General features: G+C 60.2%; 23 protein-coding genes, 2 pseudogenes and 1 riboswitch. Of the genes and pseudogenes, 13 read left to right on the top strand and 12 right to left on the bottom strand.

Annotated elements, in window-relative coordinates; genetic code table 11:
• Positions 1-4 precede the first annotated feature (4 nt).
• The 5 genes from cysD to NTD87_RS10455 all read right to left on the bottom strand — a co-directional run bounded on the left by cysD (position 5) and on the right by NTD87_RS10455 (position 7,269).
• Positions 5-922, bottom strand: a complete 918-nt coding sequence (gene cysD, locus NTD87_RS10475; protein WP_262113761.1) for a sulfate adenylyltransferase subunit CysD — start codon at positions 920-922, stop codon at positions 5-7.
• 268 nt (positions 923-1,190) lie between these two features.
• Positions 1,191-2,555 (bottom strand): DUF1329 domain-containing protein, encoded by a 1,365-nt coding sequence (locus NTD87_RS10470; protein WP_262113759.1) that lies wholly within the window; start codon positions 2,553-2,555, stop codon positions 1,191-1,193.
• A 28-nt stretch (positions 2,556-2,583) separates the two neighbouring features.
• Positions 2,584-4,473 (bottom strand): DUF1302 domain-containing protein, encoded by a 1,890-nt coding sequence (locus NTD87_RS10465; RefSeq protein WP_262113757.1) that lies wholly within the window; start codon positions 4,471-4,473, stop codon positions 2,584-2,586.
• 338 nt (positions 4,474-4,811) lie between these two features.
• A complete protein-coding gene (locus NTD87_RS10460; protein ID WP_262113755.1) occupies positions 4,812-6,494 on the bottom strand; it encodes a fatty acid--CoA ligase in 1,683 nt (560 codons plus the stop codon).
• A gap of 145 nt (positions 6,495-6,639) precedes the next feature.
• Positions 6,640-7,269 carry a LysE family translocator gene (locus tag NTD87_RS10455; protein WP_262113753.1) on the bottom strand — a complete coding sequence of 210 codons (630 nt, stop codon included), beginning with the start codon at positions 7,267-7,269 and terminating at the stop codon, positions 6,640-6,642.
• Positions 7,270-7,518: 249 nt separating this feature from the next.
• On the opposite strand from NTD87_RS10455, the gene NTD87_RS10450 reads away from it, so the two are divergent.
• From NTD87_RS10450 to NTD87_RS10440, 3 genes are all read left to right on the top strand, one after another.
• Entirely contained in the window at positions 7,519-8,484 is a 966-nt protein-coding gene (locus NTD87_RS10450; protein ID WP_262113752.1) for a 2-hydroxyacid dehydrogenase, read from the top strand.
• Between the two features lie 33 nt (positions 8,485-8,517).
• On the top strand, positions 8,518-9,516 hold the full coding sequence (locus tag NTD87_RS10445; RefSeq protein ID WP_262113750.1) for a class I SAM-dependent methyltransferase: 999 nt from the start codon (positions 8,518-8,520) through the stop codon (positions 9,514-9,516).
• Between the two features lie 40 nt (positions 9,517-9,556).
• Positions 9,557-9,678, top strand: a riboswitch (yybP-ykoY riboswitch).
• 89 nt (positions 9,679-9,767) lie between these two features.
• On the top strand, positions 9,768-10,352 hold the full coding sequence (locus NTD87_RS10440) for a TMEM165/GDT1 family protein (RefSeq protein WP_123424985.1): 585 nt from the start codon (positions 9,768-9,770) through the stop codon (positions 10,350-10,352).
• 152 nt (positions 10,353-10,504) lie between these two features.
• On the opposite strand, the pseudogene NTD87_RS10435 reads toward NTD87_RS10440, so the two are convergent.
• Positions 10,505-10,579: pseudogene (locus NTD87_RS10435) on the bottom strand (hypothetical protein); the annotation flags it as partial.
• Between the two features lie 21 nt (positions 10,580-10,600).
• Between NTD87_RS10435 and NTD87_RS28055 the strand changes: the two are divergent.
• Positions 10,601-11,995, top strand: a pseudogene (locus tag NTD87_RS28055) (HAMP domain-containing protein); the annotation flags it as partial.
• A gap of 12 nt (positions 11,996-12,007) precedes the next feature.
• The gene (locus NTD87_RS28050) at positions 12,008-12,850 is read left to right on the top strand and encodes a methyl-accepting chemotaxis protein (protein ID WP_410017482.1); all 843 of its coding nucleotides are present in this window, start codon (positions 12,008-12,010) and stop codon (positions 12,848-12,850) included.
• A 95-nt stretch (positions 12,851-12,945) separates the two neighbouring features.
• Here NTD87_RS28050 and NTD87_RS10425 read toward each other — a convergent pair whose 3' ends face one another.
• The 3 genes from NTD87_RS10425 to NTD87_RS10415 are packed head-to-tail and all read right to left on the bottom strand — an operon-like array spanning position 12,946 to position 14,058.
• A complete protein-coding gene (locus tag NTD87_RS10425; protein WP_262113745.1) occupies positions 12,946-13,566 on the bottom strand; it encodes an SOS response-associated peptidase in 621 nt (206 codons plus the stop codon).
• A 36-nt stretch (positions 13,567-13,602) separates the two neighbouring features.
• Entirely contained in the window at positions 13,603-13,863 is a 261-nt protein-coding gene (locus NTD87_RS10420) for a DUF2007 domain-containing protein (protein ID WP_262113743.1), read from the bottom strand.
• A 12-nt stretch (positions 13,864-13,875) separates the two neighbouring features.
• Positions 13,876-14,058: a CPXCG motif-containing cysteine-rich protein gene (locus NTD87_RS10415; protein ID WP_262113741.1), complete on the bottom strand. Its 183-nt coding sequence runs from the start codon at positions 14,056-14,058 to the stop codon at positions 13,876-13,878.
• 143 nt (positions 14,059-14,201) lie between these two features.
• On the opposite strand from NTD87_RS10415, the gene NTD87_RS10410 reads away from it, so the two are divergent.
• On the top strand, positions 14,202-15,365 hold the full coding sequence (locus NTD87_RS10410) for a 1-acyl-sn-glycerol-3-phosphate acyltransferase (RefSeq protein WP_262113739.1): 1,164 nt from the start codon (positions 14,202-14,204) through the stop codon (positions 15,363-15,365).
• 60 nt (positions 15,366-15,425) lie between these two features.
• Here the strand turns inward: NTD87_RS10410 and NTD87_RS10405 are convergent, their stop codons facing one another.
• On the bottom strand, positions 15,426-15,713 hold the full coding sequence (locus NTD87_RS10405; RefSeq protein ID WP_262113737.1) for a hypothetical protein: 288 nt from the start codon (positions 15,711-15,713) through the stop codon (positions 15,426-15,428).
• 182 nt (positions 15,714-15,895) lie between these two features.
• Here NTD87_RS10405 and NTD87_RS10400 point away from each other — a divergent pair, with 182 nt between their 5' ends.
• On the top strand, positions 15,896-16,102 hold the full coding sequence (locus NTD87_RS10400) for a hypothetical protein (protein ID WP_262113736.1): 207 nt from the start codon (positions 15,896-15,898) through the stop codon (positions 16,100-16,102).
• Positions 16,103-16,168: 66 nt separating this feature from the next.
• On the opposite strand, the gene NTD87_RS10395 is transcribed toward NTD87_RS10400, so the two are convergent.
• Complete coding sequence (locus tag NTD87_RS10395; RefSeq protein ID WP_262113735.1) at positions 16,169-16,753, bottom strand: YajG family lipoprotein; 585 nt, start codon at positions 16,751-16,753, stop codon at positions 16,169-16,171.
• A gap of 985 nt (positions 16,754-17,738) precedes the next feature.
• On the opposite strand from NTD87_RS10395, the gene mqo reads away from it, so the two are divergent.
• Positions 17,739-19,247 carry a malate dehydrogenase (quinone) gene (gene mqo, locus NTD87_RS10390; RefSeq protein ID WP_262113734.1) on the top strand — a complete coding sequence of 503 codons (1,509 nt, stop codon included), beginning with the start codon at positions 17,739-17,741 and terminating at the stop codon, positions 19,245-19,247.
• 83 nt (positions 19,248-19,330) lie between these two features.
• Here mqo and NTD87_RS10385 read toward each other — a convergent pair whose 3' ends face one another.
• A complete protein-coding gene (locus NTD87_RS10385; RefSeq protein ID WP_262113732.1) occupies positions 19,331-19,618 on the bottom strand; it encodes a PA4642 family protein in 288 nt (95 codons plus the stop codon).
• 153 nt (positions 19,619-19,771) lie between these two features.
• On the opposite strand from NTD87_RS10385, the gene NTD87_RS10380 reads away from it, so the two are divergent.
• From NTD87_RS10380 to NTD87_RS10360, 5 genes are all read left to right on the top strand, one after another.
• Entirely contained in the window at positions 19,772-20,452 is a 681-nt protein-coding gene (locus NTD87_RS10380) for a GntR family transcriptional regulator (RefSeq protein ID WP_262113729.1), read from the top strand.
• Between the two features lie 106 nt (positions 20,453-20,558).
• Positions 20,559-21,494 carry a 4-hydroxyproline epimerase gene (locus tag NTD87_RS10375; RefSeq protein ID WP_262113727.1) on the top strand — a complete coding sequence of 312 codons (936 nt, stop codon included), beginning with the start codon at positions 20,559-20,561 and terminating at the stop codon, positions 21,492-21,494.
• The gene (locus NTD87_RS10370; RefSeq protein WP_262113725.1) at positions 21,491-22,606 is read left to right on the top strand and encodes an NAD(P)/FAD-dependent oxidoreductase; all 1,116 of its coding nucleotides are present in this window, start codon (positions 21,491-21,493) and stop codon (positions 22,604-22,606) included. The genes NTD87_RS10375 and NTD87_RS10370 overlap by 4 nt, the downstream gene beginning before the upstream one ends.
• Positions 22,603-22,839 (top strand): (2Fe-2S)-binding protein, encoded by a 237-nt coding sequence (locus NTD87_RS10365; protein ID WP_262113723.1) that lies wholly within the window; start codon positions 22,603-22,605, stop codon positions 22,837-22,839. The genes NTD87_RS10370 and NTD87_RS10365 overlap by 4 nt, the downstream gene beginning before the upstream one ends.
• Complete coding sequence (locus NTD87_RS10360) at positions 22,836-24,104, top strand: FAD/NAD(P)-binding oxidoreductase (protein ID WP_262113722.1); 1,269 nt, start codon at positions 22,836-22,838, stop codon at positions 24,102-24,104. The genes NTD87_RS10365 and NTD87_RS10360 overlap by 4 nt, the downstream gene beginning before the upstream one ends.
• The last annotated feature ends 19 nt before the right edge of the window (positions 24,105-24,123 follow it).

Genomic DNA, 24,123 nt, shown 5'->3' with positions numbered 1-24,123 from the left:
CCCCTTAGAAATAACCTTGACGTTTTTTGTCTTCCATTGAGCCGGCGCCATCGTGATCGATGACTCGGCCCTGGCGCTCGGAAGTTCGCGTCAGGAGCATTTCCTGAATGATGTCCGTGAGGCTTTCGGCCTCGGACTCCACCGCGCCCGTCAACGGGTAGCAGCCAAGGGTACGGAAACGCACTTTCTTTTTGACGATGCGGGCTTTGTCTTCGTCGCTCAGGTGCTCGAGGATGCGCTCGTCGTCGATCATGATCAGCGTGCCGTTCTTCTCGATGACATCGCGTTCGGCGGCAAAGTACAGCGGAACGATCGGAATGCCTTCAAGGTAGATGTACTGCCAGATGTCCAGCTCGGTCCAGTTCGACAACGGGAAGACGCGGATCGATTCGCCTTTGTTGACCTTGCCGTTGTAGACGTTCCACAGCTCCGGGCGCTGGTTTTTCGGGTCCCAGCGGTGCTTGCTGTCGCGGAACGAATACACGCGCTCTTTGGCGCGGGACTTCTCTTCGTCACGGCGCGCCCCACCGAAGGCCGCGTCGAAGCCGTACTTGTCCAAAGCCTGTTTCAGGCCTTCGGTTTTCATGATGTCGGTGTGCTTGGCACTGCCGTGGGTGAACGGGTTGATCCCTTGCGCCACGCCTTCCGGGTTGACATAGGTAATCAGGTCAAGGCCCAGCTCTTCGACCATCTTGTCGCGGAAGCTGTACATCTCCTGGAATTTCCATTGGGTGTCGACGTGCATCACCGGAAACGGCAGCTTGCCCGGGAAGAACGCCTTGCGTGCCAGATGCAGCATCACGGCGGAGTCTTTACCGATGGAGTACAGCATCACCGGGTTGTCGAACTCGGCGGCCACCTCGCGGATGATGTGGATGCTTTCCGCCTCCAGCTGTTTCAGATGCGTCAGTTTGTCGACCATGGCTACTCACGAAAGCTTTCTTATGAACGGCCAGCGGGCCGTGTTCGAGCGGCGAATGCTAGCACAGCGACCTCTTCTAATCAGGACACCAACTAGATCGAAAGGGCATATGAATATACCGCCGCGTTTGGGTGATTGCGGTTCCTGCAGGCGCTGGCGAAGCCTGCGATCTTTGGCATTGCGCCCATGCTGGGCGCACCTAAAAAAACGCCCCGAACCAGTCGGGGCGTTTTTCGAGGATGCGGCCTCTGTGTTACGACACTTTAGCTTAGCGAACGCCGTCCTGAGCCAATGCAGCCGGGGTGAAATCACTGGTGGTCGCGGTGAAGCCGAAGTCATACGACTGTTTCTCTTCGTTCTTCATGCCCAACGCCAGGTAGCGGCCGGACTGCAGGTCGTAGAGGGCTTCCAGGGCGTACCACGGCACTTGTTTGTCGTAGTAGTTCTCGGCATGGGCTTCAGCCACACGCCAGAGTTGACCACGACCGTCGTAGTGATCGATGACCGCGGCTTGCCAGGTGTCTTCGTCAATGTAGAAGTCACGCTTGGCGTAGATGTGACGCTGACCTTCCTTCAGGGTTGCCACCACATGCCAGACGCGACGCAACTCGTAACGCGCCAGGTCCTGGTTGATGTGACCGGCCTTGATGATGTCGTCGTACTTGAGTGTCGGTGAATCGAGCTTGTAGCTGTCGGAGGCGATGTACATCTCTTTCTTGCCTTCGAGCTTCCAGTCGTAACGATCCGGTGCACCGTTGTACATGTCCAGGTTATCGGAAGTACGCAGGCCATCGGCAGCCGTACCCGGACCGTCATACGACACTTGCGGGGCCCGACGCACACGACGCTGACCGGCGTTGTAGACCCACGCCGAACGCGGTTCCTTCACCTGGTCGAGGGTTTCGTGCACCAGCAGCACACCACCGGCCAGACGTGCCGGCGCGGTCACTTTCTGCTTGAAGTAGAACAGGATGTTGCCCGGGTTTTTCGGGTCGTAATCCTTCATCTTGTCGCGGAACACAAACTGATCCTGGAAGTACACCAGGCTGTACGAGCCGTTCGGTTGTGGCGTGGCCTGGGTCACCAGACGGGTCACGCTGCCGCCACGATAGCGGGTGATGTGGTTCCAGATGACTTCGACGCCGCTTTTCGGAATCGGGAACGGCACGGCGGTTTCGAAGTTCTCCAGACCGTTGCCGCCAGACACCAGGTTGGTGTTGGTGGCGTTCTTCTTGATGGCGGCGAACACATCATCCGGCACGGTCGCGCCACGATGAGACGGGTAGACCGGCATTTTGAAGGTGTCCGGGTAACGCTTGAACATCGCGTATTGGCCCGGCGCCAGTTTGTCTTTGTACTTGTCGACGTTTTGCGCGGTGATGGTGAACAGCGGTTGCTCACTGGCATACGGGTTGGACAGGAAACCTTTGCTGTCGACGGTGCCGGCGCTTTTCTCCATGGGTTTCCAGGCCGGGATCGAGCCATCGGCATTGCCTGCCATTTCCGCACCCATCGGCGTCAGGCTCTTGCCCAACTTGTCCGCTTCGCCAGCAGGTACCGCCGCCATGACCGCGGTCGCCAGCAATGAAAGCCCAAGGACCCCGGCTTGCAACAGACTTTTGGTTATTTTCATATTGTTGTTCGTCCTGAAGATGCAGTGCTTAGAAGTTCACGCCGACGCTGAGCGCAACGAAGTCGCGATCATCCACGGTGCTGTACTTGCCGCCAAAGAAGTTGGTGTACGCGAGGCTCGCGGTGTAGGTGTTCTGGTACTCGGCATCGAGACCCAGGCTGACCGCTTTGCGACCTTCCTCGAAGTTGCCGCCAGGGCCTGGCGAATAACCGCTGACGTCATGGGACCAGGCCACGTTAGGCTTGAGGTTCACACCGGCGAATACGTCCGGGTATTCCCAAATGGCCCGGGCGCGGTAGCCCCAGGAGTTGGCCGTGGTGAAACCATCGTTGTTGCAGTTACTGCTACGGTTGTTGGTCGCCGCACCCGGCCCGGCACCGTTGATGGTGGAGGTGTTGAGGATCTGCGAGCAGGTGTCCAGACCACCCGTGGAGGGCAGTTGGCCCGGACCAAAGACCGGATCGCGGCCATAACGGACATCGGACGTGCTTTCCAGGCCACCGACGTGAGTCAGTCCGACTTCACCCACCAGGGTCAGACGCTGGGCGCCCATGACCTGATCGAAGAAGTGTGTGAAGGTAGTCTGGAACTGGGTGATTTCCTTGCGGCGATAGCCGTGCAGGTCTTCACCGGGAGCGGCACTGAGCAAGGAGGCGTTGGCCAGCGCACCACCCAGTGGACGAACACCGGCGAACAGGATGTCGGTAGAGTTCAACTGCACCGGCGCATTCGGCCGGTAGCTGATCTCACCGCTCCACGCCGTACCGGTAGGCAGGGTGGTGGAGAAGCTCAGGCCGTAGAGACGGATATCTTCCGGGTACTCGACAAAGTACTGCGAGTTACCCGCGACCACCAGCGGCCCCAGTGCCTGGAACGGACCGGGCAATGCCTTGACGCCGTTATAGACCGACTGCGGAGCACCGGTCGCACTGAAGATCGGTGCACGGCTGTGGTAGTTCATGAAGTAGGCACCGAACTCGGTGTCCAGCGGATCGAACATGTACTTGAAGGCCGCGCCCCACTGGCCGGCGTTGCTCGCATCACGGTCTGCCGCGCGACGAACCAGTACACCTTCTTCGTTGACGTCGACACCGTTCGCGGCCAAAGGCCCCAAGGCGACGGCCGGGATGGTCGAGCGCTTGTTCAGGACGCGCAGATTGTCGGTGCAACCGTTGGCAATAATGTCTGGCTGGGAGAAGAAGGTGCCGCAGTTGTCGACAACGGTCTGGTCCCAGCCGATCTGGTAGAACGCTTGAGCCGACAGGCTCTCGGTCAGGCTTTGCGAGATGTAGAACATGTTGACCGGGATCAGGCCTTCCTTGATCTCGGCACCGGGACGACGGAATGCGGACACGTCGATCGGGTTGATCGCGTTGATGCCGCCGCCGATGAAGGTACTTTCACCCCAGTTGACAACCTGCTTGCCCAAGCGCACGGAACCCGGCTCATTGGCAATGGAGTAGTTGTGGTAGACGAAGGCGTCGAGGATTTCCCCACCCGACGACTTGGCGCCTTCCAGGCGTCTGTCGTTGCTGACGTTCTTGAATTCCAGGTCCTGGTTTTGCAGCGCGAAGTCGTACCAGTATTTACCGCGTACGAAGACGCCGGTATCGCCGTATTTCAGTTCAAGGTCATGGATGCCCTTGAAGATCTTCGAAAAGGCTTGCCCGCTCTTGAAGTTCAAGTGACCGTCGTCGGAGGTCTGGGACAGGCCCTTGCCACCGTTGTTGACACCGATCAGGTTCTTGTTCGGCTGCTGGGTGGACACACTCATCCCCAGGGAGAGGGACGAGTCGAACTGACCTTCGATTTCACCGACGTTGAAACTGACGCCGAATGCCGGCCCGGCGAGCGTAGAGGCGAGACTGACCGCCAGAGGCAGTTTCGCCCGGCGCCAGAACTGGTTTACTGATGTCATCGACGCTACTCCATGTGCTTTTATTGTTATGGCAGTGAGCACTTCTAAAAACGCTCTGAATGGCGGGGAGCCCATGTCGTCCCGAAATCATTCAAAGTTGCATCGCCGCGTGGTGTGCGTTTGCCCCGTTCTTAAAAATCCTTGAATGGACTATATCCAGCAGGTAGTCCTGCTTGATCCCTCTAAAGTGTGATTTGCAGCCCCCGACCATTCTGGAACAGTCCTGTTGCCAGTCCGACAGATGTCGGCCCGGCAAGGATGGCTGAAAATTCGGAATAAACAAGCCAAGCGCTTGCTTGGTGGGCTTGCCGGGCCCTTTCGGGCCCGGCAAAGGACACTTAAAGTGTCGACAGGAAGGTGCTGTTGTTGGCTTGCCATTGTGTGATGTCGACGCGGATGCGCTTCTTGTCGAGCTTGCCGACACTGGTCTTGGGAATTTCAGTAACAAGGGCAATCTGGCTCGGGATGGCCCACTTGCTCAGGTGCCCCAGCTCGACGAAAGGCTTGAGGTGTTCCTTGAGCTCCCTGGCCCCAATCACGTGGCCCTCACGAACCACCAGCAAAGCAAACGGGCGCTCGCCCCACTGCGGATCCGGGATACCGACCACTGCTACTTCACGTACCGCCGCATGGCGACTGATCAGGTCTTCGAGGTCCAGGGAGGAAATCCACTCGCCACCGGTCTTGATCACGTCCTTGATCCGGTCACGGATGTCGATCACCCCCATGCTGTCCAGAGTTGCCACGTCACCGGTGTGCAGCCAGCCCCCGGCCCAGAGCTCGGCGCCCTTCTCCGGTTCGTTGAAATAGCCTTCGGTGAGCCACGGTGCGCGCAGCACCAATTCGCCCTGGGATTCGCCGTCCGCCGGCAGAAAATGGCCGTCAGCGTCGATGATCGCCGCTTCCACCAGGGGGCCGGGCACGCCGGCCTTGATCCGGTAGGTGGTGCGTTCGTCTTCGGTGCCGGCCATCAGCTCATCGTTAAGGTGAGCGCAGGACACCAGTGGCCCGGTTTCCGACATGCCATAGGCGGCGGTCAACTGAATGCCCTTGGCCTTGGCCGCTTCGTACAGCGTGCGGTTCAGGGCGCTACCGCCGATAACGATTTTCCAGCCGCCGAAATCCGTGCCTTGCGCGGCCTTGGCGTTGAGGACCATTTGCAGGATGGTCGGCACGCAATGGGAGAAACTGACCTTCTCCTTGCGCCACAACTCCACCAGGTATTCGGGGTCGTAACGGCCGGGGTAAACCTGCTTGAGCCCGAGCATGGTTGCCACGTATGGCAAGCCCCAGGCATGCACGTGGAACATCGGGGTGATCGGCATGTACACGTCGTTGGTACCCAGCAGGCGCACGCTGTCGATGCTGCCCATGATCGTCGACACGCCCATGGTGTGCAGCACCAGTTGCCGGTGGGTGAAATACACGCCTTTGGGATTGCCGGTGGTGCCGGTGGTGTAGAAGGTGGTCGCCACCGAGTTCTCGTCGAAATCTTCGAAGCTGTACTGCGGGCTCGCGGCGGCCAGCAGTTGCTCGTACTCGCCCACCAGGTTGGGCAGGTCGGCGGTTTTTTCCGGCAGGTCGGTGAGCAGCAGGGTTTTCTCGACCGTCGTCAGGTGCCCGGCGATCGCCTGGTACAGCCCGACGAACTCGCTGTTGACCAGCACGAAGCGGTCCTCGGCGTGATTCATGGTGTAGAGGATCTGCTCGGGTGACAGGCGCACGTTGATGGTATGGATCACCGCTCCGATCATCGGGATGGCAAACATGCACTCCAGGTAACGATGGCTGTCCCAGTCCATCACTGCCACGGTATCCCCGGCCTTGACCCCGGCGGCCGTGAGCACGTTGGCCAACCGCGCCACACGCTCGATGAGGGTCGGATAGCTGTAGCGCAACTGGTCGCGGTAGACGATCTCGCGGGTTTTCTCGTAGCGGCTGCCGGACATCAGCAACCGCTTGATCAACAGCGGGTATTGATAAGCGCCTTTGGCTGGCGGAATAACGCGAGTCTGCAACATAAGCATCCCTTTATCTGACTGCACGGTCTGGGCTGAAAGATATGCACTCTAGTCAGCCTGAGCGCCAGCTAAATCAGCCAAAGGGATGATTTGCAAAGCCGTACAAATGCCGGCCTTGCGCCAGCACTTGTTCACGGCAGTGTTATCAATGCATCTCGGTAAAGGCCAGCTTCACGCCGATGGCGATCAGTACCACACCCATCGAGCGGTCGAACCAGTGGCCCATGCGAGCAAAACCGGCGCGTACGCGTTGCTGGCTGAACAGCATCGCCACCAGGCAGAACCAGGTCGCGGTGGCCGCCGCCAGGTAAATCCCGTAACCGGCCTGGATCGCCAGCGGTGTGTGCGGGTTGATGACCACGGTGAACAGCGACAGGAAGAACAGTGTGGCTTTCGGGTTCAGGCCGTTGGTCACGAACCCTGCGGTGAACGCGCCACGGGCGGTGCGCTCACCGGCTTCCTTGTGCAGGTCTTCGGTGGCCGGTTTGGCCGGTTGCGCGCGCAGGGCCTTGAAGCCGATGTACAGCAGGTAGGCGGCCGCCAGCCACTTCAGCGCGTTGAACAGCACGATCGACTGCGACACGATCAGACCGATACCGAGCAACGAGTAGCCCACGTGCAGGAAGATCGCAGAGCCGACGCCCAGCGCCGTCCAGGTCCCGGCGCGACGACCGTGAGTCACGGCCTCACGCACCACCACGGCAAAGTCCGGGCCTGGGCTTGCCACGGCAAGCAGGTGAATCAGGGCGACGGTCAAAAACTCTGTCCAGTACATGGGGGGCTCCTTTAGGCCAGGCCGATCAATTGAAGATTTCTTGGTCAAACATCATACCCGTGGCGAGGGAGCTTGCTCCCGCTGGGTTGCGCAGCAGCCCTGAACCCTGCAACCGCGTTTCGTCAGGTGTACCGAGTTGGCGGCTTTGCGACTGCTGCGCACTCGAGCGGGAGCAAGCTCCCTCGCCACAATTCATCTGGTAGGCTCGGCAGATTACGCCTTCAGACTCACGCGCAAAAGGTACAGTTAATGACGAACAATCGCCGCGCCGTATTCCTCGACCACAGTTCCCTGGACCTCGGCGACCTTGACCTCAGTGGATTGCAGCAGTGCTTCGATGACTTGCAACTGCGCTCACTGACCACGCCTGAAAACATCATCGAACGACTGCAAGGCGCCAGCGTAGCGATCAGCAACAAAGTCCTGCTGAACGCCGAAACGCTCAAAGCCTGCCCGGAGCTGAAGCTGATCCTGATCGCCGCCACAGGCACCAACAACGTTGACCTCGCCGCCGCCCGCGCCCAAGGCATTACCGTGAGCAACTGCCAGGGTTACGGCACGCCATCGGTGGCGCAGCACACGATCATGCTGCTGCTCAACCTCGCCACCCGCCTGAGCGACTACCAGAAAGCCGTCGGTGAAGGTCGCTGGCAGCAGGCCAAGCAGTTCTGCCTGCTGGATTTCCCGATCGTCGAACTCGAAGGCAAAACCCTCGGCTTGCTTGGCCATGGTGAACTGGGCGGCGCCGTAGCGCGATTGGCCGAAGCCTTTGGCATGCGCGTATTGCTCGGCCAACTGCCGGGGCGCCCGACCCGCGCCGACCGCTTGCCGCTGGATGAACTGTTGCCGCAAATCGACGCGCTGACCCTGCACTGCCCGCTCAACGAACATACCCGCAACTTCATCGGTGCCCGTGAATTGGCGCTGCTCAAACCCGGTGCGTTTGTGGTCAATACCGCTCGCGGTGGTCTGATCGACGAACAAGCCTTGGCCAATGCCTTGCGCAGTGGTCATCTGGGCGGCGCGGCGACTGACGTCCTGAGTGTCGAGCCACCCACCACCGGCAATCCATTGTTGGCCGCCGACATCCCGCGCTTGATCGTCACCCCGCACAACGCCTGGGGCAGCCGCGAGGCGCGGCAACGGATCGTCGGCCAATTGACCGAAAACGCCCAAGGCTTTTTCAGCGGTACAGCGCTGCGGGTCGTCAGTTGATAAACTGCCGCACTTTTTTTCAAGGAGCAGAGTATGGATCCGCGCAGTGAAGTACTGCTTCGTCAGGTTGAATTGTTCCAAGGCGAGCTGTTGCTGGCCGGCTTGCCCGCCGATGACCTGCTGGGCAAGTTGCCCAACGCCCACGGCTGGTGCTGGCATGCAGGCGACCAAGCGGCGCTGGACGCACGCTTTGCCGAGCGCAGCCACTTTGGCGTGAATGCGCCGAGCCGTGAATTTGAAACAGCCGTGGTGTTCCTGCCCAAATCCAAGGACCTCACCGACTACATCCTCAACGCCCTCGCCTCGCGCCTGGCCGGTCGCGAGCTGTACCTGGTGGGTGAAAAACGCAGCGGCATCGAAGGCGCGGCCAAACAACTGAACCCCTTCGGCAAACCGCGCAAACTCGACAGCGCACGGCACTGCCAGCTCTGGCAGGTGACTGTGGCCAATGCACCCGAGGCCAAATCCCTGGAAAGCCTGGCGCAGGAATACGAGCTGCCATTGGCTGAAGGTCCGCTGAAAGTCATCAGCCTGCCGGGCGTATTCAGCCACGGTCGGCTGGATCGCGGCAGCGCCCTGCTGCTCGAACACCTGGACAAACTGCCGAGCGGTCACCTGCTGGACTTCGGTTGTGGCGCCGGCGTGTTGGGCGCGGCGGTGAAACGGCGTTATCCACACAACACCGTAACCCTGCTCGACGTTGATGCTTTCGCCGCGGCCAGCAGCCGCCTGACATTGGCCGCCAACGGTCTGGAAGCCGAAGTACTGACCGGTGATGGTATTGACGCGGCACCGATGGGTTTGAGCGCGATCCTGAGCAATCCACCGTTTCATGTCGGGGTCCACACCGATTATCACGCTACCGAGAATTTGCTGCGAAAAGCCGCCAAACACCTGAAAAACGGCGGCGAACTTCGCTTGGTGGCCAACAGCTTCCTGAAGTATCAACCACTGATCGAGGAGCATCTGGGTGTGTGTGCGATCAAGGCCGAGGGTCAGGGTTTTCGAATCTACCGGGCCAAGCGCGGCTAGAAATTAGCACTTGCCGAATGGGTTCTGCCTAGGCAGAATCCGCTCCGTCCTAGGGGAGTAGTCTCCCACGAGCACCATGCTCGTCCGGCATACGTCAACATACTTGGTCCTCAGACCATGGCGTATGCGACCCAAGCGTCCGCACAGTCGGATCGCAGGGTTTGACAAGACCTATGACACGAACACCTTACCCGGGGCGGGAAGGCTGTACGTGTCATAGCCGTGTCGACCCGCCCCTTAGGAAAACCCTGATGCTGGATTCTCTACTCGTTCCTACCGCCGTCGTTGCCTTGGCCGAAATCGGCGACAAGACGCAACTGCTCGCCCTCATTCTCGCCGCACGCTTTCGCAAACCCTGGCCGATCATCGCCGGTATCGTCGCCGCCACCCTGGCCAACCACGCCGCGGCAGGTGCTGTCGGTGCCTGGTTCGGGAGTTTTTTCTCGGATGCGACATTGCACTGGATCCTCGCCGCGAGCTTTACCGCGACGGCACTGTGGACCCTGGTGCCGGACAAGATGGATGACGACGAAGCCAGCACCGCCCGCAAATTCGGGCCGTTCCTGACCACGCTGATCGCGTTCTTCCTCGCGGAAATCGGTGACAAGACCCAGATCGCCACCGTGATGCTTGCCGCTCAGTACCCGGAGCTGTGGCTGGTGATCATCGGCACCACGCTCGGCATGCTGATTGCCAACGTGCCCGTGGTACTGGCCGGTAACTTTGCGGCAGACAAACTCCCCCTGACCCTGATCCGTCGCCTGGCGGCGTCGGCGTTCTTCATCCTCGCCATCGTGGCGGTGTACAAGGCGATGCAGAGCAGCGGGTGGGTTTAACGCAGTAGGTCAGAAGGACTGCGTCATCGTTCATCGCGAGCAGGCTCGCTCCCACACTGGATCTCCATCGTTCGCGGACTTTGTATCCACTGAAGATCAAATGTGGGAGCGAGCCTGCTCGCGATAGCGTCAGCGGCCTCACTGCATGACTATCAGGACTTCCTGGCCTGCTGGTAAAGCGGCATGACTTTCGGAATCGCTGCCTGTAGCGACGCAATTCGGCTGCTGAAGGCCCGACACCGGTCTCTATGCGACCTGCACCGATCAAAAACAGTCATGTGCAAAAAATCCACTCATGGACCGCTACGCGTGCGCCGATACAGCTCGGCAGACGTCATCCTGCGTCCGGAGCCTTTATGAAATTCAAGTCGATCCAGTTTTCCGTCGCCGCGCTCGCCGGCGCTATCGTGCTCAGTGTGGTGGCTGCGCTGGTGCTGTATGCACTGTTTTCCGGCGCGCGCACCCAGGAAATGGTCCAGGAGCGGACCCAGGCGCAATTTGAGCAAGTCATCGAGCAACGTCTGCGCGCACTGGCACAAACCCAGGTCAGCCAGATCCAGCGCGAACTCGAAGCGCCCCTGCTGATCGCCGGCGGACTGGTTCGGGTCAATGCCTTGATTGGCGCTCAAGATGCCGACGGCAAACCATCACTGACCCTCAGTCGTGAGCAGTTGATCAGCCTGATCAAGGAAAACGTCGCGAAGAATCCGAAGATTCTCGGCACCTACATCGGCTGGGAGCCGAACGCACTGGATCACAATGACGCGGCGTACGTCGGCAGCAAGACCGTCGGCATCGATGCCACCACCGGGCGCTTCCTGCCGTGGTGGTTTCGCAACGACGACGGCAGCCTGGGTATCGACAAGTTGGCGGACGTCAACGACCGCACGCAGCTGTCCACCGGCGTGCGCGCCAGTGAGTACTACCTGTGCTCCCAGGAAAGCAAAAAATCCTGCGTGATCGACCCGGCGCCTTACAAGGTCGGCGACAAGATCGTCATGCTCGCCTCCTTTATTGAACCGATCATGCTCAACGGCACCTTCCAGGGCATCGTCGGCGCTGACTTGTCGGTGAACTTCATTCAGGAAATGCTCCTGGCCGCGAACCAGAAGCTTTACAACGGTGCCGGTGAAATGGCCCTGATCGGCGGCAACCAGCGTTTGGTGGCGTACACCAAGGACCCGAGCAAATTCGGTGAAAAGGTCAGCGACATCCTTGATGCCACCCAGGTTGCCCACCTGGGCAAACTCAATCGTGGTGAAGTGACCTATAACGTCGACAAGGCCAATGGCAGGATCGAGTTGTACCTGCCATTTGGCATCGGTCAGACCGATGCGCGCTGGACGCTGCTGCTGCAATTGCCGCTGAACGCGGTCATGGCCGATTTGCACCAACTCCAGGGCGATCTGAACACCCAGCGCAAAGCTGACACCTTTGGCATGGCCATGGTCGGTCTGGTGATTGCCGGCCTGGGTCTGCTGGTGATCTGGCTGGTGGGCCACGGCATCGCCCGGCCGCTGAAGCAGATGGTCGCGATGCTTGATGACATCGCCCAGGGCGAAGGTGACCTGACGCGCCGCCTGACCAGCGACCGCGCCGACGAACTCGGCTCGATCGCCAAGGGTTTCAATACCTTCCTCGCCAAGTTGCAGGCGATGATCACCCAGGTGGTGACGTCGGTGCAGAGCGTCAGCGATTCGTCCGAACACACCGCCGACATCGCGATTCGCACCAACCTCGGCGTGCACAAGCAAATGGCCGAGATCGATCAGGTTGCCACGGCGGTGCAGGAAATGACCGCCACCGCCCAGGACGTGGCCCGCAATGCGACCCAGGCGGCACAAGCCGCCAGCCATGCCGATCAGGCCGCCGCCCAAGGCATGCAGATCGTGCGCGACACCTCGACCTCGATTGGCGTCCTCGCGGTGGAAATCGGCAAAGCGGTCGGCGTGGTGCAAACCCTGGCCAAGGACAGCGAAAACATCAATGCGATCCTGATCGCTATTCGCGGGATTGCCGAGCAGACCAACTTGCTGGCCTTGAACGCCGCCATTGAGGCCGCACGGGCCGGTGAGCAAGGTCGCGGCTTTGCGGTGGTGGCCGATGAAGTACGCAACCTGGCGCAGAAAACCCAGCAAGCGACTGAAGAAATCCAGACGATGATTCAGCAGTTGCAGCAAGGCACGCGTGATGTGGTGCGGGTGATGGAAGACAGCCAGACCAAAACCGACGAAAGCGTGCAGCACGCGGCCAAGGCGGCGCAGGCGCTGGAGACCATCACTCAGGCAGTATCGGTGATCAACGACATGAACACCCAGATCGCCAGCGCCGCCGAAGAGCAAAGTGCGGTAGCCGATGACATCAACCGCAACGTGATCAATATCGGCCAGGTGGCCAATGAAGTGGCGGGCGGCGCGGATGAGTCGAGCGCGGCCAGTGCCGATTTGACCAAACTGGCCGAGCAGCAGCGGCGGTTGATCAATCAGTTCAAGGTCTGATCCCAAGGCCCTCGCGAGCAAGCCCGCTCCCACAGTTGACCGAGTTCCAATGTGGGAGCGAGCCTGCTCGCGATAGCGTCAGCACAGGCGCCGAATCAACCCGGGGTCAGGCATTCCGGCGCATTGAGTTTCGGATCATTCACCAGGTTCGCCAGCACCCGCTCGCGCAAGGCGGCCGGTTCGCGGGCGAGCAACGCCTGCAAGGTATGCAGCGGGGTTTCGGGGTTGAGCCAGGCGTCCTGAGCTGCGGCATCGAGAATCAACGGACGACGCTGATTCGAGGCCGCCTGAGTCACCACCGCCGTGCTCAGCCACACCTGTTCCTGCACCGGGTACGCTTCCCAGATCGCCGCAAAAAACAGTGCCGAACCCTCGCCTGGCGTCAACCAGTAGGGGCGTTTGCGGGTGGTACCGCGCCATTCGTAGAACCCGTTGGCCGGTAACAGGCAGCGGCGCAGACGGAACGCCTCACGAAACATCGGCTGCTCGGCGACGGTCTCTGCCCGGGCATGGGCCGGGGTCTTCGACAGATCGGTCAGCCACGGCGGCGTCAAGCCCCAACGCGCACGGGCAAGCGTGCGCTGGCCCGCCTCGGCGCGCAGGATCAACACCGAATCATTGGGCGAAATATTCCACTGCGCCTGCTGATCGGCCGGGAAGCCGGGCAAGGCCGCGAACGCGGGGTTCCAACGAAACAGGGCAAAACGTCCACACATGGGGCAACACGACTCTGAACGGAAACGGACGCCAGCCTAACAGACCAGGACGCCGGGAAAGCTATCCGGTTCGTCGCCGGACATCGGCAGCGCGGCATTGTACGCGGCGATCAACTCGCGCGCGTATTGCGCCTGATCGTTATCCACCGCCAACCCCAGCAGCCCGAACACCGGCAATTCACCCGCGCCACCCAGCAGATCGCGCCCCACCAGATGCGCCTCGACCCCTTCACTGGCCAGCATGCCTTGCAACAACTCGCCTTCCATCAGGTTTTCCGGTTCGTAGATGCGCTGCATAGCGGTCACCCTTCACTCGTTTTCAGTGCGAACGTCGAGCATCCATTCCTGACCATCGGTTTGCAGTGTGAAGACAATAGGCCGACAACACACCGGACAATCCTCGATATAGGTCTGATCACCGCCGGACAGATCCAGAACGGCCTCTGCCTCTTCACCACAATAAGGACATTCGTAGCGCTCGGTTTGCAGCATCGCGGTCTCCCAAGTGACTTGTGCGTATAATCGCCGGTCTATTTGCAGGGCTATTTTTGTTTGAGCTGACTTTTCAGACCGTGCCCTGTGTGTAATCGATCTAATCCATTACTTACCCTAGCCGTTTCTAACAAGAGAGCATGATGGGCGAATTCGATGCCATCCGACCTTACGACGACAGCGAAGTCCCAGCAGTGCTGGCACGGTTGCTGGGCGACAAGGCGTTTCTAGATATCCTCACCCACTTCCGCTTCCCGCGTTTTGCCGGTGCCTTCGGCTGGATGCTCAAACCACTTATAGCTTATCGGCTGCGCCGTGAGTTTGCCGGCATCAGTTCGGTTGCGACCTTGCAAGACAAGGTCGAGTTTTATGTCGACCACACCATCGAGCGGGCCACCGACGGCGTGACCTATACCGGCGTCGAACAATTCAAGTCCGGCAGTGCTTATCTGTTCCTGGCCAACCACCGCGACATCGTGATGGACCCGGCCTTCGTCAACTACGCGATCTACCACGCCGGCCTGCCGACGCCGCGCATCGCGATTGGTGACAACCTGCTGCAAAAGCCTTTCGTCAGCGATCTGATGCGCCTGAACAAGAGCTTTATCGTGCACCGTTCCATCAACGGTCGTCGCGAAAAAATGGCGGCCTATCAGTTGCTGTCGGCCTACATCAATCACTCGATCCTCAACGACTGCCAGTCGATCTGGATCGCCCAGGCCGAAGGCCGTGCCAAGGACGGTGACGACCGTACCGAGTCGGCGATCCTGAAGATGTTCCACATGAGCCGCAAGGACGAGCCGTTTGGCGAAGTCATCAAATCGCTGAACCTGACGCCCGTGTCGATCAGCTACGAGTACGACCCGTGCGATCAGGCCAAGGCCCGCGAGCTGTACATCCGCGCCACCACCGGCAGCTACACCAAGGTGCCGGGCGAGGATGATGCGAGCATCGCCAAAGGCATCACTGGCTACAAGGGCCGGGTCCACGTGAACTTCGCCGCACCGATCGGCGAACTGTTCGAAGACACCAAGCAATTGGCCATCGAGATGGACCGGCAGATCCTCGGCGGTTACCGGTTGTTCCCGGTGCACTACCTGGCGTACGCGCAATGGAGCAACGCCGACCCGCAACTGCACGTGCCGAGCGCCACCGAGGTGTTCCCGGCCGAGGAACTGGCCAAGGCCCAGCAAGAGTGGCAGAGCCGTCTCGATGCCTGCCCCGAGGAACATCGGCCGTTCCTGGTGCTGCAATACGCCACACCGGTGCGCAATCAGTACCGGGTCAAAGCGGGGTTGCCGCTGTAAGGTTTGGGCTGAATACAAAAACGGCGTCTCAGGGCGCCGTTTTCATGGGTGATGCGCACCTCAAAAATGCCTGCTGATCCACGACAGCAGTAGCGCCAAGGCCAGGCAGACAAAGCCGAAACGGTAAAAAAACCGGTTCATCCGAAGCGTCGCAGCGTCGAGAAACAGCATTGTTTCATCGTTCGCCCGTACCGCACTTTGCGCCGCCAGATCCTTCAGCGCCAGCCGTTCGCGGCGACGGGTCGCGTGCAACAGCCACGCACCGGGCAACGCAATCAATAAAGCGAAAAAATTCATCAGGCTCCCGGGATGAGCACTGACAGCAGACCAACTCATGTGCAGCGACATCATGACCCTCACGTAAAAAACAGCACCTGTGGCCTGAATACAGCCGCAAGCGGCCAGATGCTTTTTACACCCTGCGCTTTGCAATCCAGTGACGGGCAATTTACTGATTAATGTGCGCTGTCACCTGAACGTCACCTTAACAAGCCAGTCTGTCGCCCCTCGAAACCGACACGGAGCCTGTAATGCTTCACGCAGAAAACCAGGATCGCCTCTACCTGATTACCCCCAGCGATGAACAACAAAACCTCGTCGGCAGCCTCGCCTTCAACGTCCAGGACCGCCACTGGCTCGTCTACTGCGCATTAGGTGGTCACCAACACGCCGACCTGCCGGAAACCGACCTGCTGACCGGCGTGAGCATGCTGGATTTTTATTCAGAAGCGGCCTGAACAACGCTTGTACAAAAAAAAACCGGTGCCATCACTGGCACCGGGTTTTTTGAATACAGCGAACCGTTACTCGCCGAGCATCTGACCAACCGTCGGATCCTTGAACAACCGGGTCAGCGCATCGCTCAACACATCGCTGACCAGCTTGGTGTTGGTTTCCTGATTCGGCGCCATACCAAAACGCTGATTCAGCGACGCCGCATAACGGCCACTGTAACGATGGTTGGCATTCTGCACATCAGAGCGGAAAGCCGCGCCAATGGTCGCCTCAGTCACATACATGCCTTCCTTGGGCGACTGATACGTCAGCTCCGCCAGCGTCACCGTCAACTGCGGCGCGTTGTAAGCATTCGGCGTCGGGGTGAACCCCAACAAACGCACAGCTGCTTCGGCCTGAGCCTGCAACTTCGGCAAAATTTGCGCACCTTGCACCGTGATTGCGCTGGTTTCAGGGTACAGGCCACCACGAGTGCCCAAGGTTGGCGACGAACGACCATCGACCACCCTCACCACCACCGGCTGACCATGCCCGATCGGCGCAAGCTGCGTCGTGAGCTTGGGTTCAGGGGCTAGTTGTTGCGGGCTGTTGGCGCAGCCAACCAGGGTCAAACTGGTCACAGTGATCAAACCGAACAACAGGCGTTGCAACATGCGCTACTCTCCAGATACAAATACGAACTGATCGGCAGTATAGCGGTGGGCACGCGCTTCAAACCAGCAACCCTGAAGACTTGTGCAAAGTCTGCGCTTGCGGGCACTCGGTAACCTCAGTGTCATGCCGTACTGCTAACTTCTGGGTGGAAATCGCAAAAATTCGCCTCACCGGTTACACCAGCCAGTGCCTGCCTGAGCCCGCGCATTCCTCACGCACCGTTACGGGCTGTGTAGCCCAACTGACCGAACGGCTAATAAAAGTCATTAAACACGACCATTTCCCTGCGTTTCTTCGCTACAATCTCCCCCCGATTATAAGGACGTCTCCTGATCGGGCCTCGCAGCATCGTCAATGCGCTTGTATTGACACCCCGAACCGCCCACAGAGAGCCGCCCACACAGATCGAGTGAAGCTGGCGCGCTTGCTGTTTCCCCTGCAAACCACCACTTTTCGCGAATCTGCAGAGCTGTCATTACGCTCGGTTACTGAGCTGTTTGCCCGTTTTGCCTGCCCTGAATCCCATGGCGGCAATCCATTCGGGCACAGTGCCAGGCTGGGACAGCCCTTTTTTGAGGTTCACGTCTTCAAAAGAGCGTGAAAAAAACGGGTTTTCACAACTTCACAAGAGTGTGGCGAGCAAATGAATAGTTTTGCGTCTGAACATGCACCATTAGCGTCTACAACAGCCCAACGACACAGGACCGAGTACTCCTCAAGAACTGGAGCCTGAAGCCTGTCCACTACGGATTTGGTTGCACAAACGGACGTATCGACCATAAGTCGAATTGCCTCCCGCGCGCTGAAGTGAGTTCATAGGAACCCTGAGCCCGGTAGGTAGCGTCTGTCGAAGTTGCGAAAAATTGCGAAGATTCGGACATGGCGATCCTGGCCATGGGTGACCCGGGGCTCTACAGAACATGCCCCGTAACTCCTGGCAGCTATGCCGACAATTTGGTGCTGCAGATTTTGGAGACGCGTTAAATGGCGCATAACGAAGCAGTCGACGTAGTACTGGTTGGGGCCGGCATCATGAGTGCCACCCTGGCTGTATTGCTCAAAGAGCTCGACCCCGCGATCAAGCTGGAAGTCGTCGAGCTGATGGATTCCGGTGCCGCGGAGAGTTCCAACCCGTGGAACAACGCCGGTACCGGCCACGCCGGGCTGTGTGAGCTGAACTACACGCCACAGGCCGCTGACGGCAGCGTCGACATCAAGAAAGCCGTGCACATCAACACCCAGTTCGAGGTGTCGAAGCAGTTCTGGTCCTACCTGACCCGAAAAGGCACCTTCGGCTCGTCGAAATCCTTCATCAGCCCGGTTCCGCACCTGAGCTTCGTGCAAGGTGACGCTGGCGTTTCGTTCCTCAAGGAACGTTTCAAGGTGCTGAGCAAGCACCACGCCTTCGCCGACATGGAATACACCGAAGACAAGGCAAAAATGGCCGACTGGATGCCATTGATGATGCCTGGTCGTCCGGCCGACGAAGTCATCGCCGCGACCCGCGTGATGAACGGCACCGACGTCAACTTCGGCGCCCTGACCAATCAACTGCTCAAGCACCTGACCAGCGCACCCGATGCCCAGGTCAAGTACTGCAAGCGCGTGACCGGTCTCAAGCGTAACGGCAACGGCTGGACCGTCAGCATCAAGGACGTCAACAGCGGCAACAGCCGTGACGTCGATGCCAAATTCGTGTTCCTGGGTGCTGGCGGCGCGGCATTGCCGTTGTTGCAGGCGTCAGGCATCGAAGAAAGCAATGGTTTCGGCGGTTTCCCGATCAGCGGCCAATGGCTGCGTTGCGACAATCCGGAAGTGGTCAAACACCACCAGGCCAAGGTCTACAGCCAGGCGGCAGTGGGTTCGCCACCGATGTCGGTGCCGCACCTGGACACCCGTGTCGTCGATGGCAAGAAGTCCCTGCTGTTCGGACCTTATGCCGGTTTCACCACCAAGTTCCTCAAGCACGGATCGTTCATGGACCTGCCGATGTCGGTTCGCGCCGGCAACATCGGCCCGATGCTGGCCGTGGCCAAAAACAACATGGACCTGACCAAGTACCTGGTCAGCGAAGTGATGCAGTCGATGGAGCAACGCCTGGAGTCGCTGCGCCGCTTCTACCCGCAAGCCAAGGCCGAAGACTGGCGTCTGGAAGTCGCTGGCCAGCGCGTGCAGATCATCAAGAAAGACCCGAAAAAAGGCGGCATCCTGCAGTTCGGTACCGAACTGGTTGCCGCCAAGGACGGTTCCCTTGCTGCACTGCTCGGCGCCTCGCCGGGTGCTTCGGTCACCGTGTCGATCATGCTTGAGCTGATCGAAAAGTGCTTCCCGAACAAAGCCACCGGTGAATGGGCTGCCAAGCTGGCGGAGATCTTCCCGGCTCGGGAAAAGGTCCTGGAAACCGACGCTGCGCTGTATCGCAAGATCAACGCGCAGAACAACGTCGCGCTGGAACTGGTTGAAGAAAGCAGCGAGACCCCAAGCTTCGCTTGATGCTCGCCCCCTTCCCCCAAAAAAGAAAACGCCCCGTCCTCATTGAGAGCGGGGCGTTTTTTTATACTGTTTGAAAAGTAGTATCAGCCGCGAGCCTTGTTGATCAGCTCGATGTAGTCAGCGGCATTGCGCTGATCCTGGATCAGGGCGATGAAGTCCTTGCCGTGCTCATCCTTGCCGTCCAGGTCCAGGCCTGCCTCGACAAAGAACACCAGAAAACGCTCGAAATCATCGATACGCAGGCCGCGGTAAGCCTTGATCAGCTTGTGCAGGGACGGCGAAGTGGCATCGATCGGTTCGAAATCGAGGAACAATTTGATCTGTGCATCGCCGATCTCGTCACCAATCACCTGTTTCTTATCTTTACGCATTGCCGACTCCAGCTCGCAGACATTTCACGGGGCGGGCAGTTTACCCCTGCCTCGACCCAAGCCTCAACGACCAGCGCTCACTCGGAAAAGCGCTTGGCGCCCTGACGCGCTCGTATACAATATTCGCTATCACGCCTGCCGGGACTCATTCACGTGCCTCTACCCAGCTTCAACGCCCCAAATCTGGGGATTGCGCCTTCAGCTTCGGAAGTCATCGCCAAGCACCTGCGCGAGGCCATCATCGGCGGTCATTTTGCCGAAGACGAACCAATCCGTCAGGACGACATCGCCCGCCTGTTCAATGTCAGCAAGATTCCCGTGCGCGAGGCGCTCAAACGCCTTGAAGCGGAAGGCCTGGTGCAATTTCAGCGCAACAAGGGCGCGGTGGTGACGAAGATTTCCGAGCCCGAACTGGCGCAGATCTTTGAAGTCCGAGTGCTGCTGGAAGTCCAGGCGATTCGCCTGGCAGTGCCGAACATGACCGAAGCCACGTTCGCTCGCGCCGAAAGTATTTGTGCCGAGTTCATCGACGAAAACAACATCGGCCGCTGGGCCGAATTGAACTGGGCCCTGCACGCCTGCCTGTACGAACCGGCGCAGCGACCGTTCCTGCTCAACCTGATTCGCTCGATTCACGACAAGGTCGAACGCTACCTGCGCATGCAGATGAGTTTTTCCGAAGGCAAGGACCGCGCAGACCACGAACACCGCGACATTCTCGCCGCCTGCCGGGCCGGCGACGCCGACAAAGCCGCCGAACTGATCGAACAGCACATCATTGGCGTGTGCCGCACGCTCTATGAACACCTGCCGAACGCCCCCGGGCGGATCTGATCGATTGTGCCGATTTCGTCATCGGTAGCGATTAAATCCCTCAAGCCATTGCGCGCCTCAAACGCCAGTCTTGCACAGACATTTCCTGTGCAAGGTGGCGCCCTTCATGAAACGTATCCACGTCCTCGACTCCCACACCGGCGGTGAACCGACACGCCTGGTCATCGCCGGTTTTCCGGACTTGGGCGCAGGCTCCATGGCCGAGCGCAAGCGCCTGCTGGCCGAGGAGCACGACCACTGGCGCGCCGCCACGGTGCTTGAGCCACGCGGCAACGATGTGCTGGTCGGCGCCCTGCTCTGCGAGCCGCAAGATCCCAGCGCCTGTGCCGGGGTTATTTTCTTCAACAACAGCGGCTACCTCGGCATGTGCGGTCACGGCACTATTGGCCTGGTGGCCTCGCTGGCGTACCTCAAACGCATCGAGCCCGGCGTGCACCGGATCGAAACCCCGGTCGGCACCGTCGAAGCGACCCTGCACGAAGATCGCTCGGTCAGCGTGCGCAACGTCCCGGCCTATCGCTACCGCAAGGCGGTGCAACTGACACTGCCGGGTTACGGCGCGGTCAGCGGTGACATCGCCTGGGGCGGCAATTGGTTTTTCCTGATAGCCGAACACGGTCAGCGCATCGCCAGCGACAACCTCGAAGCCCTGACCGCTTACACCTGGGCGGTCCGCGAGGCGCTGGAGAACCAGGGCATTCGCGGCGAAGACGGCGGCGAAATCGATCACATCGAACTGTTCGCCGACGACCCGCTGGCCGACAGTCGCAACTTTGTCCTGTGCCCCGGCAAAGCCTACGACCGCTCCCCTTGCGGCACCGGCACCAGCGCCAAGCTGGCGTGCCTGGCAGCGGACGCTAAATTGCAGCCCGGTGAAATCTGGCGCCAGGCCAGTGTGATCGGCAGCCAGTTCGAAGCCAGCTACGAGCGGCTCGACGAGCAACACATCATCCCGACCATTCGCGGTCGCGCCCACATGAGTGGCGAGAGCCAATTGCTCTTGGAGGAAGACGACCCGTTCGTGTGGGGCATTGGTTCATGAATGCCGATGTCATTGTCATCGGTGCCGGCATTGTCGGCAGTGCCTGTGCCCATGAACTGGCACAACGCGGGCTCGACGTGCTGGTGCTCGACAGCCAGCGCGGCGGCGCCACGGCGGTCGGTATGGGCCACTTGGTGGCAATGGATGACAACCCGGCGGAACTGGCGCTGAGCCAATACTCCATCGAGCTCTGGCGGCAATGGGCTCCGCGCCTGGATCCCGATTGCGCCTACCGCAATTGCGGCACGCTGTGGCTGGCCGCCAATGACGAGGAAATGGCCGGTGCCGAGCACAAACGTCAGACGCTCAAGGCCCAGGGCATTGCCTGCGAAATGCTCGACTCGCGCGCACTGTACGCGGCCGAACCTATGCTGCGCCCCGGAATGAGCGGCGCACTGAAGGTCAGCGGCGACGGCATTCTCTACGCGCCGAACGCCGCTCATTGGCTGCTCAATCAAAGCGCGGGGCGGATCACTCGGCGCACGGTTGAAGTCACGCAGGTCGACGGCAATCAGCTGCGGTTGGCTTCTGGCGAGCGGTTGCGCGCCGAAGCGGTGGTGCTGGCCAACGGCATTCACGCCACCGAGCTGTGCCCCGACCTGCCGATTCGCCCAAAGAAAGGCCATCTGCTGATCACCGATCGTTACCCCGGCAAGATCGATCACCAGTTGGTCGAGCTGGACTATGTCACCAGCGCTCATGCCAGCGAAGGCACCTCGGTTGCGTTCAATGCCCAACCACGGCCGACCGGGCAAATTTTTCTCGGCTCATCGCGCCAGTTCGACACCACTGACCTGAGCGTCGAACCCGCCGTGTTGGCGCGCATGCTGCGCCGGGCAATCGACTATTTGCCGGCGCTGGCCGGGATGAACGCCATCCGCAGCTGGACCGGCCTGCGTGCCGCCACGCCTGATGGCTTGCCGCTGCTCGGTGAACATCCGCAGCAAGCGGGTTTGTGGCTGGCCGTCGGGCATGAGGGACTGGGCGTGACCACGGCGCCCGGCAGCGCGCAGTTGCTGGCCGCACAGCTGTGCAAAACCACTCCGGCCATCGACCCGACGCCTTATCTGCCAGGGCGTTTCCTGTCCACCGCACAAGGGTTACGCGCATGATTGAAGTGAATCTCGACGGCCGCAAGGTATCGGTCGACACCGGCACGACGGTGGCCGCGTTGCTGTACCTGGCAGGCGACGGCAGCAGTCGGACCTCGGTCAGCGGTCAGCGCCGGGCGCCTTTTTGCGGGATGGGGGTTTGCCAGGAATGTCGGGTGAGTATCGACGGCCAACGCCGTCTCGCTTGCCAGACGGCGTGCCGCGCAGGTATGTGCGTAGAGACCCGGCCATGAAAGTCGATCTGCTGATTATCGGCGCGGGGCCAGCGGGCATGGCGGCAGCCTTGGCGGCCGCACCGAGCACCGCATGCATCGCCGTCATCGATGACAACCCGGCACCCGGTGGGCAAATCTGGCGCGATGGCGTTAACGCACACCTGCCGAACATTGCCCGGACTCACCGGCAGAAACTCGCGGCCGCGAGCAACGTACAGGTGTTCAACTCGACACGGGTGGTGGCGCTGGCCGGGCCGAGGAAACTGTTGCTGGAAAACCCCGAGCGGGGCTGGAGCATCGAGTACGAGCAACTGATTCTGTGCACCGGCGCCCGTGAATTGCTGCTGCCGTTTCCCGGCTGGACCTTGCCCGGTGTCACCGGCGCAGGCGGGCTGCAAGCGCTGATCAAGGGCGGTATGCCAGTGGCCGGTGAGCGGCTGGTGATTGCCGGCAGTGGTCCACTGCTGCTGGCCAGCGCCGCCACCGCGAAAAAGGCTGGCGCCCAGGTACTGCTAATCGCCGAACAAGCGCCACTGAGTGCCGTCGCCGGGTTTGCCCTGCAACTGCCACGGTGGCCAGACAAGTGGCTGCAAGCTTTCCAGTTGTTTGATCGGCATTACCGCAGCGACAGCCATGTCCTCGAAGCCTATGGCGACAGCCACCTGCAAGGCGTACGCCTGAAACGTCAGGGCAGGACCGTCGACATCCCCTGTGAGCGACTGGCCTGCGGCTTCGGACTGATCCCCAATACCCAGCTGGCCCAAGCGCTCGGTTGTGAATTGAAGAACGACGCCATCGCCGTCGACGCGTACCAGCTCAGTAGCCTGAACGGACACTATGCAGCGGGCGAATGCACAGGTTTCGGCGGCAGTGAACTGGCACTGGTTGAAGGTGCCATCGCAGGGTGGATGGCTGTCGGTGAAGTACAGCAAGCCTGCGCACTCTGGCCGCAACGGCAACGCTGGCAAGCGTTCGCCGATCAGTTGCGGCGCAGCTTTGCCTTGCGCGATGAACTGAAACAGCTGGCCACACCCAACACACTGATTTGCCGTTGCGAAGACGTGGCGTTGTCAGCGCTCAAGGCCTGCACCGGCTGGAACCAGGCCAAACTGCACACCCGTTGTGGCATGGGTGCCTGTCAGGGGCGGATCTGCGGTGCGGCGACGCGCTACCTGTTCGACTGGCCACAACCGGCGCCACGTCCGCCGTTTTCCCCGACGCGCATCGATACGCTGTTGCAGCTTGCCGAGCTTCCCAATCCCGCGTCCGTCACCGTAGAGTAAGGCTCTCCTCCCTGCGGGT

This window comes from Pseudomonas sp. 6D_7.1_Bac1 (genome assembly GCF_025465945.1).
In the GTDB taxonomy this organism is placed as follows: Bacteria; Pseudomonadota; Gammaproteobacteria; order Pseudomonadales; family Pseudomonadaceae; genus Aquipseudomonas.
This window is presented reverse-complemented; position numbering and strand designations above follow the sequence as displayed.